Annotated in this window: 11 protein-coding genes; 8 read left to right on the top strand and 3 right to left on the bottom strand. The window is 36.1% G+C overall.

The annotated features are described in order from the left end of the window. Positions 1-123: 123 nt before the first annotated feature. Positions 124-1023 (top strand): LysR family transcriptional regulator, encoded by a 900-nt coding sequence (ltrA, locus tag MKX14_RS03505; RefSeq protein ID WP_240281768.1) that lies wholly within the window; start codon positions 124-126, stop codon positions 1021-1023. 47 nt (positions 1024-1070) lie between these two features. On the opposite strand, the gene map is transcribed toward ltrA, so the two are convergent. Beyond that, positions 1071-1865 carry a type I methionyl aminopeptidase gene (gene map, locus MKX14_RS03500; protein WP_032003794.1) on the bottom strand — a complete coding sequence of 265 codons (795 nt, stop codon included), beginning with the start codon at positions 1863-1865 and terminating at the stop codon, positions 1071-1073. A 354-nt stretch (positions 1866-2219) separates the two neighbouring features. Here map and brnQ point away from each other — a divergent pair, with 354 nt between their 5' ends. From brnQ to MKX14_RS03485, 3 genes are all read left to right on the top strand, one after another. Beyond that, positions 2220-3521 (top strand): branched-chain amino acid transport system II carrier protein, encoded by a 1302-nt coding sequence (gene brnQ / locus MKX14_RS03495; RefSeq protein WP_002120935.1) that lies wholly within the window; start codon positions 2220-2222, stop codon positions 3519-3521. Positions 3522-3710: 189 nt separating this feature from the next. Beyond that, positions 3711-4130 (top strand): GlcG/HbpS family heme-binding protein, encoded by a 420-nt coding sequence (locus tag MKX14_RS03490; protein ID WP_240281767.1) that lies wholly within the window; start codon positions 3711-3713, stop codon positions 4128-4130. A 259-nt stretch (positions 4131-4389) separates the two neighbouring features. Further along, positions 4390-4644 (top strand): hypothetical protein, encoded by a 255-nt coding sequence (locus tag MKX14_RS03485; RefSeq protein ID WP_005068965.1) that lies wholly within the window; start codon positions 4390-4392, stop codon positions 4642-4644. A 25-nt stretch (positions 4645-4669) separates the two neighbouring features. On the opposite strand, the gene MKX14_RS03480 is transcribed toward MKX14_RS03485, so the two are convergent. Further along, positions 4670-5125, bottom strand: a complete 456-nt coding sequence (locus MKX14_RS03480; protein ID WP_046813671.1) for a hypothetical protein — start codon at positions 5123-5125, stop codon at positions 4670-4672. A gap of 140 nt (positions 5126-5265) precedes the next feature. Between MKX14_RS03480 and MKX14_RS03475 the strand changes: the two genes are divergently transcribed. The 4 genes from MKX14_RS03475 to fruA all read left to right on the top strand — a co-directional run bounded on the left by MKX14_RS03475 (position 5266) and on the right by fruA (position 11962). Then, entirely contained in the window at positions 5266-6126 is an 861-nt protein-coding gene (locus tag MKX14_RS03475) for an alpha/beta hydrolase family protein (protein ID WP_240281766.1), read from the top strand. 315 nt (positions 6127-6441) lie between these two features. Next, positions 6442-9294, top strand: coding sequence for a phosphoenolpyruvate--protein phosphotransferase (gene ptsP / locus MKX14_RS03470; protein ID WP_240281765.1), 2853 nt, complete (start codon positions 6442-6444; stop codon positions 9292-9294). Positions 9295-9309: 15 nt separating this feature from the next. After that, positions 9310-10257, top strand: coding sequence for a 1-phosphofructokinase (pfkB, locus tag MKX14_RS03465; RefSeq protein WP_240281764.1), 948 nt, complete (start codon positions 9310-9312; stop codon positions 10255-10257). Further along, positions 10244-11962, top strand: a complete 1719-nt coding sequence (gene fruA / locus MKX14_RS03460) for a fructose-specific PTS transporter subunit EIIC (RefSeq protein ID WP_240281763.1) — start codon at positions 10244-10246, stop codon at positions 11960-11962. The genes pfkB and fruA overlap by 14 nt, the downstream gene beginning before the upstream one ends. A 100-nt stretch (positions 11963-12062) precedes the next feature. Here fruA and MKX14_RS03455 read toward each other — a convergent pair whose 3' ends face one another. After that, positions 12063-12566: a hypothetical protein gene (locus MKX14_RS03455; protein ID WP_046813636.1), complete on the bottom strand. Its 504-nt coding sequence runs from the start codon at positions 12564-12566 to the stop codon at positions 12063-12065. Between the last annotated feature and the right edge of the window lie 110 nt (positions 12567-12676).

The following is a 12676-nucleotide window of genomic DNA, read 5'->3' as shown; positions in this document are numbered from 1 at the left end:
TCAAATTCTCAGTTAAAGGAAATATATTAGTATATGTTTTAATTACAAAAAATTTAGTTTAAGAATTATCGTTGCAAAAATAATAAGGTAAAATCATGGTTGTTGCAGAAATAGGATATTTTAATGCTCACTGATCTTGATGATTTTTATTGTTTTGCTCTCGTCGTTGAGCATGGTGGTTTTAGTGCCGCTGAGCGTGTAACGGATATACCAAAATCAAAACTAAGTCGTCGTGTATATAGCCTAGAAGAAAACTTAGGTGTTCGCCTGATTCAACGCAGCTCTCGTCATTTTGCTGTTACAGATATTGGGATGGATATTTATAGACATGCTCAAGTCATGATGAATGCTGCACAGGCTGCTCATGATTTGGTTGATCATTTAAGTATTCAACCTAGAGGTGTTGTAAAGGTTAGTGTTCCTGTTGATATTGCTCAAAATCAACTGCCTAAAATTTTGCCTGCTTTCTTAAAAAAATATCCAGAAATTCGTTTGCAACTTATGGTCAGCAATCGTCGAGTAGATGTCATTAATGAAGGAATTGATATTGCTTTACGTGTTCGCTCAAAACTAGATGATGACCCAAGTTTAGTTCTTCGACAATTTGCTCTTATAGAACAAAGCCTATTCGCAAGCCAGGCATATATAAATGAATTTGGAGATATAAAAACGCCTGAACAGCTGAGCGAACATCGCATTTTAAGCTTATCTGAAGAACATCTTGATCAGCAATTCCTTTTGCATGGACCGGACAATCAGCAAAAGAAAATCAAAGTCAGCCCTATCGTAATGGGTACAAATATCCATATGTTGGCGCAATTAGCGAGTCAAAACTGTGGAATCGCTTTACTACCTGAGAGCGCAGCAGAAGATTTTCTAAAATCTGGACAGCTTGTACAAATTTTACCGGAATGGAAAGCTCCTCACGGTATATTACATGCCGTATATCCATCACGCCGAGGGTTACTACCTGCTGTACGCGTGTTTATTGATTATTTGGTAGAACATCTTTCTGAGCATTAAAATGAATTAAAATAAAAAAGTTCGATAATTATCGAACTTTTTTATTTTTAAATTGCAGGATAGTTTCCTACACCTTCAGGCCAAGGTGTTAAGAGTTCAAAGCCAGTATCAGTTACAGCAACCATGTGTTCCCATTGCGCAGATAACGAAAGATCTTGAGTAATAACTGTCCATCCGTCATTTAACTCTTTAACCTGTGGTCTACCCGCATTAATCATCGGTTCAATCGTAAAGACCATACCTTTTTTTAATACTAATCCTTGGCCACGCTGTCCATAATGTAGAACATTGGGTTGTTCATGATAAACCTTACCAATCCCATGACCACAATATTCTCGAACAATACTATAGCCTTCTCGATGAGCAACCGACTGAATAGCATAACCAATATCGCCTAGTGTAGCTCCTGGCTTAACAGCATGAATCCCAGCAACCATTGCTTCATAAGTTGTATCAACCAGTTTTTTTGCTTGCGGGTTTACATCACCCACAAAATACATGCGGCTCGTATCACCAAAATAGCCATCTTTAATAATTGCGACATCAATATTAATAATATCGCCATCTTTTAAAATCTTATTCGGTGACGGAATTCCATGGCAAACTACTTCATTTACTGATGTACATATTGTTTTAGTAAAACCATGATATCCCACATTCGCAGGAATAACTTTTAGAGTATTTACAATATAGTCATTACACAGGTTATCTAAATATTCAGTAGATACACCCGGTTTAATATATGCCCCTATCATTTCTAAAACTTGTGCAGCCAAGCGTCCAGAAACTCTTAACTTTTCCAGATCTTGTTCAGTTTTTATTGTAACAGTAGAAGCTCTCATTCAGTTTTATCCTCGTAGACACTGCTTTTTACCACGCCTACAAAAATGTAAGTTAATTTAGAATATTCTAGAACGGATATAGGATAGGCTGGAAGCATTAAATGCCCAAATATTCAACATTCATAATAGAAATTCATACTTTTATTTTTGCATAGTTTCTTTAAAAAGTCAGAGACAAAAAATGATTTCCTAATTTCTTTCAATGGTTTTTCAAATACATACCTTAACCAATTGATATTTTTAATATCTATTAAAGGTTTTCATGCTCTAAAAAAAATCTTTTTCACATAAAATACCGCTTGATCATGCTCTCGTTTGCTCTAAAATTCCTTCTTTTTTTATTAATTTTAATTTATGCAACATCTTCGTACTGGAGATATTATTGCCCTAGGTTTTATGACCTTTGCTCTTTTTATTGGGGCTGGCAATATTATCTTTCCTCCCATTGTCGCTCAACAAGCCGGTGATCATGTATGGCTAGCCGCTATAGGCTTTTTGATTACTGCAGTTGGTCTACCTGTAATTACCATCATGGCACTCTCTCGTATGCAGGGTTCCATTGAAATTATTAGCTCTCCTCTTGGTCGAGTAGCAAGTCTGATTTTAACTGTTGTCTGTTATTTATCAGTAGGCCCTTTATTTGCTACTCCACGTACAGCTACTGTTTCTTATGAAATTGGTTTTTCATCTTATTTTGGAACATCAAGTAGTAGCCTTTTAATTTATAGCGCAATTTATTTTTCATTTGTAACTGTAGTTTCACTTTATCCAAACAAGTTATTGGATACCGTGGGCCATGTGCTTGCTCCGCTAAAAATTATTGCTTTAGCAATTTTAGGCATTGCAGCAGTGATGATCCCAGCGGGTTACGTCCCTGCTCCAATCAACCATTACGTTGAATCTCCAGTTTCAGAAGGTTTCGTAAATGGTTATCTCACTATGGATACTTTAGGCGCATTAGTATTCGGTATCGTAATTATTCAAGCGATTTATTCGCGTGGTGTTACCGATAAAAAACTGGTCACTAAGTATGCGATTATTGCTAGTCTTATTTCTGGTGCGGGTCTTACTTTAGTCTATTTAAGCTTATTCAAATTAGGTGTAGGTAGTCATGAAGTAGCACCAAATGCAGCAAATGGTGCAGTAATTTTACATGCATATGTTCAACATGCTTTTGGAAATATGGGTTCATTATTCTTAACTGGACTAATTTTTCTAGCATGTATGGTGACAGCGATTGGCTTAACTTGTGCTTGCGGTGAGTATTTTGCTCAGCTAACTAAATTGCCTTACAAACTTTTAGTATTCATTTTAGTTGGTTTCTCTTTCATTATTTCTAATCTTGGATTAACCAAACTTATTGCTGTATCAGTACCTGTTTTAAGCGCAATTTATCCACCAGCAATTGTTGTGATTATGCTGAGCTTCTTTTGGAAATTTTGGCACAAACCTTCTTTTATTGTTGGTTCAGTAACAAGTATTGCTTTAATTTTCGGTATTATTGACGGTATTAAAGTTGCTGGTTTTGGTGATTATTTACCTAATTTTCTTCAACATTTACCTTTAAATGAACAAAATTTAGCTTGGTTGATCCCATCTTTAGTTGTTCTAGCAATTACCGTAATTATCGACAAAGTTAAATTTAAAAACATTTAATCTAGTGTCTTTTTTGAAATCGAGTTTTACCCAAACATGATTTTATATATTGAATAAAATGCTGAGTTTACCCAACCGGCATTTTATTTCCACACTACTTTCAATGACAAATCAACTATAGATATAATCAGTTTTTACTGTAAAATTACACTAAAATAATTTTTAGCTTACTAGGAAAGAAGAGCAACAATGAAAAGTAAATATTACCTAACACAAGCAGATGCAGAGTTTTTAATGGAAGAAGCTCAAAAATATGCAATTGAACACAACTTTAAAGTCAGTATCGCTATTGTTGATGAAACAAGTTCTCTACTGTTGATGAAGCGTTTAGATGGTGCTTCACCTTTATCCTCACATTTATGTTTAGAAAAAGCAAAATGCTCTTCAATATCAGGTAGACCTTCAAAATTTTATGAAGAACTTTTGCAAAGTGGACGCTTAGGTTTTTTAAGTATGCCTAGTGCTCAAGGAATGTTAGAAGGTGGAAAACCCATTATTTATGACGGACAAATTTTAGGGGCGATTGGCGTTTCTGGTGTCCAATCTTTTGAAGATGCAGAAATTGCTCAACATGCGATTGATAAATTTTTAAAAAAACAAAACAGCTAACCTGAAATGATAGAAAAGAGAAATTATTACACTTTTCATTAAAATATTTTCTCTTTTCTAAAATATTAAGTATTTTATATAAAAATATTTAATATTTACTTTTTTAATACCTTAACCTTTTATAAACATAGAGTTTTTTATAAAACTGTTCAAAAAATTTTCTATTCACTATTGAATTGAATTAAAAATAGAAGTACAACATTAAACTTATTCTTGACTAAAACATTCGGTTTTAGCGCAACCACAAGGAGGGATGGAGATGTTATCATTACATTTCAACAAACAAGTCTTCATTAACACTCTGAACAGCAAAGATTCAGTTGTTTATGGAGTAACACCGCTTGCTCTTATGCTGACTTTACTGTTTCAAGGTATGATTAAAGGAAATCTGAAACCCGAATACTTTATGTATGCGATGGTTGTTTCTTTCATATTTTGTGTGTGGGCCTTTGTCGACCATAAGATGCGAAAACTAGCTAAAAGACGTCTTAGTCAACAAAACTCGAATACTTAAAAAATGGATGAGTAATCATCCATTTTTATGCACCTAAAAATAAAAAAATTGTTCCGATAACTAAAATAGCTGTAGCTACCAATTCAGTCACAATTAATCCCACCATCATTAAAGACATCATCCATGAAGGTAAGCTAAAACGACCTAGCTTGTGAGGACGTTTGAATTGATTTGTTGTGTCCTGTAAATAGCCATGTATGATATAAACCAGAATTGAAAAACTAAAAAATAGAATATTTGCGAACACACACCATAAAGTAATATTTTCATTTAAAACAGTAAAATAGCTTAACACAGCTAAAATTAGGCTAGCAGCTGCATATAACAAACTACTTCGATGAGCTATATCCACATAATAATGAGCACGACTTAATTCTGAACGGCGTATTTGCCAATATTTCCATACCCCGGTTAACATCCCTATCCATAAAAATATGCCACTAAATACAATTGCGAGCTGTACAGCTTTCGGTAAATCCATATTTTTCCAATTATTTGTTTTATTCAAATTTAATGAGCTATATAACATAAATATTGACTTTATAGTCACATTTTAATCAAGTTTCATTTCAGAACTCGTGTAAATTAAAGATATCAATAAACCAATCACTACGAACTATTATGGATAACACTTTTGAATCATTTTGGATGACCTGTAAAGATGGTTATCAACTTGCTGCACATTTTTATCCAGCTCAATCCCCAAAATCAGCAAATCCCGTGTTGATCTGTCCTGCAACAGGTATTACTAAAAACTTCTATCATTCTTTTGCTACATGGTTAAGCGAACAAGGATATGACGTATTAAGCTTTGATTTCCGTGGAATTGGAGGCTCCTTACACGGGTCTTTGAAGCAAAGTACAGCAAGTATTAATGATTGGGGAGTTCTCGATATTCCTTGTGCGATTGATACGTTATTAGAAAAAACTAAAGCAGAACAAGTTACCCTTCTTGGCCACAGTGCTGGTGGGCAGTTATTAGGAATTGTTCCTAATTTTCATAAAGTAGCAAAAGTTATCGCGGTTGCAGGTTCCACTGGCCATGTAAAAGGTCTTAAAGGTAAAACCAAGTTTTTAGCACCGGTAATGTTCAATGTCATCTTTCCAATTTCTAGTGCTTTTAAAGGTTATGGTGCAACTCAATTTATTGGAATGGGAGAAAACTTACCAAAAAAAGTCGCTCAACAATGGCGAGAATTTTGCAGCCATCCTGGCTATGTGAAAAATGCTATAGGTAAAACAATCCATCATGATTTTCATAGTGAAATTATCTGCCCTATTACTTCAATTTGGGCAAGTGACGATGAAATTGCAACCGAGCGTAACGTTGAAGATTTATTAAAACTTTATCCTAATGCACCTACAAAAATGCTAGAGCTAGATCCCATGAAACTTGGGCATAAATCAATTGGGCACATGCTAATGTTTAAAAAATCACATCAAAACTTGTGGTCACTTTTAGAACAGGAAATCCAACACTAATCTATTGATCTTTTACTTTTGCCTCTATACCCGTAATCCGGTATAGAGGTTTTTTTAATATTAATACCCACTTCTTTTATAAAGTTAGTTTATTAACCTAATAATTATCATAAGAAATCAAAATATATTACTCACCTATTCCTTTGTATTAAAAACAAGCATTATTTACGTAAATACGTCGATATAGCTTTAAAGTTCTGCTATCGTTATTTATACGAAGCTGTTGTTTAAAAACGGTTAAACTAACCTATTTTTAATACAAACAGCTTCTTTTTTTCTGTTTAGCTAAACCAAAGAAATTGTTCAAGGATAAGTATGCTAGCACTAGAGCCTCGACATATTCATATGAATCAACATGCTGTTGATAAAAAGCATGCATTACAGTGTCTAGTAGATATATTGGTAAAAGATGAGTTAGTTACACCTGACTACATTACAGGACTCATCAATCGGGAACAACAAAGTGCCACCTATTTAGGTCAAGGCATTGCTATTCCCCACGGCACACCCCAATCGCGCGAATTTATTCTAGAAACAGGTATCCGTTTAGCTCATTTTCCAGAAGGAATTATATGGGATGGTGAAAACAGAATTTATTTAGCTGTTGTTATTGCAGCAAAATCTGATGAACATTTACAAGTTCTACAAATATTAACTCGAGCTTTAATGCATGATGTAAGTGAACAGGTAAAAAATGCTAAAAAACCTGAACAAATTATTGAAATCTTACAAGCTCAACCATTATCTTTAACTTTGCATGAGAATTTAATTCAAACTGAAATTGAATCTCAAGATATTGAAGATTTATTTTGGTCTGCATCTCAGATTCTAAAAAAGCACAATTTCGTAAAGTGCGGTTTTCTAAGTTCACTTGATCCTGATCAAGTTATTCAACTACAAGATCAAATCTGGTCTATTTCAAGTAATAAGTTTGTTCAACAACCAGCGATCAGCATTGTAAAACCTCGCCATGCTTTAGAGTTAAACGGAAAAAAATTAAACACGCTAGTGTGTATAGCTGCCAATGAGCAATTAGATAGTCAGAGATTTAATCGACTGATTGATATTCTATTTAATCCAGAGCAAGTTGCACAATTAGACCAAACACAAGCACCAAATGAAATTGCTAAAATCATTGGTGCAGATGCTATTCCAGATTGGCCTCATCGTTCGGTTGTACTCGCTAATGCCCATGGATTACATGCTCGACCAGCGACTCATTTAGTGAACTTAACAAAAAGTTTTCAAGGTGATATTCAAGTCGCAGTGGACGAAGGTAATTTTGTTTCTGCCAAAAGTTTGACGCGCCTCTTGGCTTTGGGATGTAAACGTGGCCAAACTTTACGTTTCATTGCCGAGCCAGAAACAGATGCTGTTGAAGCTTTAGATAAAGTTATTCTGGCAGTGCAACAAGGCTTAGGTGAAGAAGTTGAACCTATACAATCTCCAGACATCAAAATAGAGCAATCTAGTGAAATCCCAAGCCATTCAAAACCACTTAGCACAAATACAGGAATTGCTGCTTCAAGCGGTTTAGCTTTTGGCCCTGTACATGTAATTAAACCTAAGGTTTACCAATATGAACGTATGGGTTTAAGTGTCAAAGTAGAAAAAGAAAAACTTGATATTGCTCTTCACGCTGTTAAAAACAATATTCACCAAGTTATTGCAAAATCTGAAGTGGCTGAGATTAAGCAAATCTTCCAAGCACATTTGGAAATGCTTGACGACCCAGATCTGATTAATGGTGTTTATCAAAAGATTAACTTAAATCTTTCAGCCCCTGCTGCATGGCATGAACATATTGAAGCAGCAGCCAAAGAGCAAGCAGCTTTACCAGATCGATTACTAGCTGAACGTGCTACAGATTTACGTGATATTGGTGATCGCGTTTTGGCTCAACTTTGCGGTGAGGTCATCATCGAAGAACCTAAAGAACCTTATATACTGATCATGTATGACGTAGGACCAAGTGATGTAGCCCGACTTAATAAAGATCGTGTAGCAGGTATTTTGACAGCTGTAGGTGGTGCAAGTGCACATAGTGCTATTGTTGCTCGTGCTTTAGGTATCCCTGCAATTGTTGGGGCTGGTGATCAAGTACTAGATATTGAGCAAAAAAGTTCTCTTTTAATTAATGGAGATACTGGAGCTTTTATCTTAAATCCCAATGCTCAACAAATCGAACAAGCAAAACAAGAACGAGAGCTTCAGAAAAAAATTCGTGAAGAAGCTGAACGTCATAGCCAAGAACCTGCAATTACTTTAGATCAACATCAAATCGAAATTGCTGCCAATTTAGGAAAAGTTCAAGCAACAGCCCATGCGGTAGAATGTGGCGCTGAAGCCATTGGCCTACTCAGGACTGAGCTTGTTTTTATGGCGCATAGTAGCGCTCCGAGCGAAGCTACCCAAGAAGCAGATTATCGTATTGTTTTAGATGCTCTAGCGGGCCGAACACTCGTAGTACGTACGCTAGATGTAGGTGGTGACAAACCACTCCCTTACCTTCCAATTGCTGAAGAAGAAAATCCATTTTTAGGTCTAAGAGGTATCCGTTTAACGCTAAGACAGCCAGATCTGTTGCGTCAACAACTTATTGCTTTGCTTAAAGCTGCAGATGATCGCCCTCTAAGAATCATGTTTCCAATGATTGGCCGTGTGGAAGAATGGCGTGCTGCAAAAGCTATTCTTGATGAGGTTAAAGCTGAACATCCATGCGCTAACTTACAAGTTGGTATTATGATAGAAGTTCCTTCTGCTGCTTTACTTGCACCTATTCTCGCGCAAGAAGTGGACTTTTTCAGTATCGGAACAAATGACTTAACTCAATATACTTTAGCTATTGACCGTGGTCACCCTATCCTCTCGGCTGAAGCAGATGGCCTCCACCCAAGTATTTTGCAATTGATTGATCAAACTGTAAAAGCTGCACATAAGTATGGTAAATGGGTTGGTATATGTGGTGAACTCGCAGCCGATCCAAAAGCTGTACCCATTCTGATGGGCTTAGGAGTGGATGAGCTTAGTATGTCACCGAATAGTATTCCTTTGGTTAAAGCCCAAATTCGTACACTTAACTACAGTCAAGCTCAAGTGCTTGCAAAGCGTGCACTTGAATGTGATAGCGCTACTGCTGTACGTCAGTTATCCGAACAAGAAATGTAAAGATTAGGAATGGTAATGGCTAAAGTTTTAACAATTACTTTAAATCCTGCAATTGATGTGACTATACAACTCAAAGAGTTACAGATAGGTCAAGTAAACCGCCAAGAATCTGTAGAAATACATGCGGCAGGCAAAGGTTTAAATATTGCACAAGTTTTAAAAGATTTGGGGCATGAAGTTGTTGTTTCTGGTTTTCTAGGAGCAACAAATAGACAGATTTTCGATGACCATTTTAAAGAAGCTCAATTTCAATCTGAATTTATTTATATTGAAGGTGAAACTCGCCAAAATATAAAAATTGCTGAACATTCAGGACGAATGACGGATTTAAATGGAAAAGGTTTTTTCGTATCTGAACTAGATAAGAAGCACCTCTTCCAAAAAATTGAAATGATTTTGCCTCTGGTAGATGTGGTTGCCATTGCCGGGAGCCTTCCACAAGGTTTTAGTGTTGATGAGTTACAGCAACTTATTAAGCTCATTCAACAGCAAGGAAAAAAAGTTGCACTTGATACAAGTGGTAAAGCGTTGGTTGCTGCAATTGAATGTCAACCTTGGATGATTAAACCAAATACAGATGAGTTAGTAGAAAGTTATCAGCTTCCTGCTACAACCTATGCTGAACAAAAAAAACTTTTTGCAAACTTAGCTAAAATTAAGCATGTCGTTATTTCGATGGGTGAAGACGGTGTAAACTGGTTAAATGACACTCACCCACTTCATGCCACAGCACCTAAAGTGATAGTTAAAAGTACAGTTGGTGCGGGTGACTCTCTTTTAGCAGGGATGATTCATGGCTTATTGGGTGGCTTCTCTGCCGAAGAAACATTAAAGACTGCTACCGCAATTGCAAGCCACGCTGTAACACAAATAGGCTTTCGTATTCCTAATACTGAAAAGCTAAACCAATTAAAAGCCCAAACAATAATCAATTCATTGAGTGAATCTGATGCCAATTGCTAAACGTTTATTATTTGTTATTAATAGTCCGCAACAGCAAGTCAATGCTTTGATTTTAGCTCGGAAGCTTGCACAAGTCGCGTCTCAACAGGGTTATCAAAACAGCATTATTTCGCTTGATGAATTCGAGGTGAATGAAAGCTTTGACCAAGTTATCGTTGTTGGACAACGCCCGAAAAATCTTAATATTTTTGGTACACACCCTTTATCTTTCATTAACATTGAAGAGATCAAAAGTGATACTGATTCAGCTCTTCAAACTGCTTTAGATCATTTTAAATCTGCTCAAGACTGGCAAAATGATAATAGCTTATCAGCAACTACAGCTAAAAAATTTGTTGCGATCACTGCGTGTCCTACGGGTGTCGCGCATACTTTTATGGCAGCCGAAGCTTTACAGCAAGGCGCAGAAAAGCTCGGTTATGAGATTGAAGTAGAAACTCAAGGTTCCGTTGGCGCAAAAAATATCTTATCACCTCAAGCTATTGCTGATGCGGACATCGTCATTCTTGCGACTGACATTGAAGTTAATACAGACCGTTTTGTAGGTAAACGTGTTTATCGATGTAGTACAGGTTTTGCTCTAAAGCAAACAGATAAAGCTTTTGCTGAGGCAATCAGCACTGCTCAAGTTTTAGAACAAGGTAAGCAACAAACTTCTGCAGAAAACAAAGATAAAACCGAAAAAGTTGGCGTATATAAACATCTCTTAACTGGTGTCTCTTATATGTTACCTATGGTGGTGGCAGGAGGTCTTTTAATTGCTCTCTCTTTATGCTTTGGTCTCAATGCAGCGGAGCAAGCAGGCAGCTTACCAGCTATATTAAAACAAATTGGGGCCGCAGCATTTATGCTTATGGTTCCAATGTTATCTGGCTATATTGCCTACTCGATTGCTGATCGTCCTGGCCTCGCACCTGGTTTAATTGGCGGCTTACTTGCTTCTCAGTTACAAGCAGGTTTTTTAGGCGGTATTGTTTCAGGTTTTCTTGCGGGTTATATCGCACTATTTATTGCTAAAAAACTTAAACTCCCTACAAGTTTAGAGGCACTTAAACCGATTTTAATTATCCCATTATTAGGTACATTATTTGTTGGTCTGATTATGTTCTATGTGGTTGGACAACCTGTAGCACATATTTTCGAGTTAATGAAAGATTTCTTAAATAATATGGGCACAACAAATGCTGTGTTAATGGGAATTATATTAGCAAGCATGATGTGTATTGATTTGGGTGGTCCAATCAATAAAGCAGCCTACGCTTTTACTGTTGGGCTGCTGACAACAAACACGTATATGCCTATGGCAGCTACAATGGCTGGCGGCATGGTTCCTGCTATTGGTATGGCTATTGCGACTTTCATTGCTAAAAATAAATTTAGTACAGGAGAGAAAGATGCCGGAAAAGCAGCTTTCGTTTTAGGTTTATGTTTTATTTCTGAAGGTGCTATTCCGTTTGCAGCAAAAGACCCAATGCGTGTAATCCCAACATGTATTTTAGGTGGAGCTGTGACTGGAGCACTCGTTGCCCTATTCCATTGTGAGTTGGTTACTCCTCACGGCGGTGTATTTGTTCTTTTAATTCCTAATGCGATTAATCATGCTTGGTTATATCTTGCTGCTATTGCAGCAGGTAGTATTGTTACAGGGATAAGCTATGCGATTGTTAAGAAAAAAATAGAAGAAAAAATTGTGACTACTGCATAATGAAAAAAGGGAGAAAATTAATTCTCCCTTTTTTCATTGAAGCTTCAACAAATGAAACTTAAATCGAAAACTATTTAATATTAATTTTCTAAGACGTAAATCATTGAATCTGAATAGCTCTTGCCATAATCTGTGCTGGCACATCTTCTGCCAACATTACAGTTAAAGTTGGTTCTTTTTGCGATTTAGCAGATAAATTCTGAGATTCTAAAACAGCACTCACATCTTTAGGGGCTAATTTAAACATCGCACCTGTTGCAGGGTCTACAATTAAAATACCAATTAATCCGCCAAAAATAATATTACCAAAATACCAACCACTCAATGTCCCAGTAACTTCTACAGTCTTGCTTTGGTAACCTGCTTTGCTAAAAGTAACCTGATAACTTTCTGGTTTGAAATAACCTGCTCCCTTTTTCAAACTTACGGTTGCTGGAGTTTGTCCTGTATGGATTTTTATTCCTTTACGATTTTTAATCTCAATTGTTGCAGACTCAGGAACACTAGTGAAAGTAAGTGTTTGCGAAGAACCAGAAACAATAGTTGCGCAACCATTAATTCCTAAAGTTAAAGCAATAAACGAAGTAAGTAATAATTTTTTCATCATTAACCAAAAGAGTTATCAATATTTATTGGAATATGCACTATAATAAATGAAACAAAAAATAACAATTAAAATACAATTCTTTAGTTTAACAATTAATCACTTACTGA

Source organism: Acinetobacter pittii (genome assembly GCF_022449185.1).
GTDB classification, from domain to species: Bacteria; Pseudomonadota; Gammaproteobacteria; order Pseudomonadales; family Moraxellaceae; genus Acinetobacter; species Acinetobacter pittii_I.
The sequence above is the reverse complement of the archived record's forward strand: the minus strand, read 5'-3'. Positions and strand labels throughout refer to the sequence as shown.

Bases quoted from the DNA above. Each gene is read 5' to 3' on its own strand.
- ltrA (WP_240281768.1), top strand. From the start codon at position 124: ATGCTCACTGATCTTGATGATTTTTATTGTTTTGCTCTCGTCGTTGAG.
- map (WP_032003794.1), bottom strand. From the start codon at position 1,865: ATGAGAGCTTCTACTGTTACAATAAAAACTGAACAAGATCTGGAAAAG.
- brnQ (WP_002120935.1), top strand. From the start codon at position 2,220: ATGCAACATCTTCGTACTGGAGATATTATTGCCCTAGGTTTTATGACC.
- MKX14_RS03490 (WP_240281767.1), top strand. From the start codon at position 3,711: ATGAAAAGTAAATATTACCTAACACAAGCAGATGCAGAGTTTTTAATG.
- MKX14_RS03485 (WP_005068965.1), top strand. From the start codon at position 4,390: ATGTTATCATTACATTTCAACAAACAAGTCTTCATTAACACTCTGAAC.
- MKX14_RS03480 (WP_046813671.1), bottom strand. From the start codon at position 5,125: ATGGATTTACCGAAAGCTGTACAGCTCGCAATTGTATTTAGTGGCATA.
- MKX14_RS03475 (WP_240281766.1), top strand. From the start codon at position 5,266: ATGGATAACACTTTTGAATCATTTTGGATGACCTGTAAAGATGGTTAT.
- ptsP (WP_240281765.1), top strand. From the start codon at position 6,442: ATGCTAGCACTAGAGCCTCGACATATTCATATGAATCAACATGCTGTT.
- pfkB (WP_240281764.1), top strand. From the start codon at position 9,310: ATGGCTAAAGTTTTAACAATTACTTTAAATCCTGCAATTGATGTGACT.
- fruA (WP_240281763.1), top strand. From the start codon at position 10,244: ATGCCAATTGCTAAACGTTTATTATTTGTTATTAATAGTCCGCAACAG.
- MKX14_RS03455 (WP_046813636.1), bottom strand. From the start codon at position 12,566: ATGAAAAAATTATTACTTACTTCGTTTATTGCTTTAACTTTAGGAATT.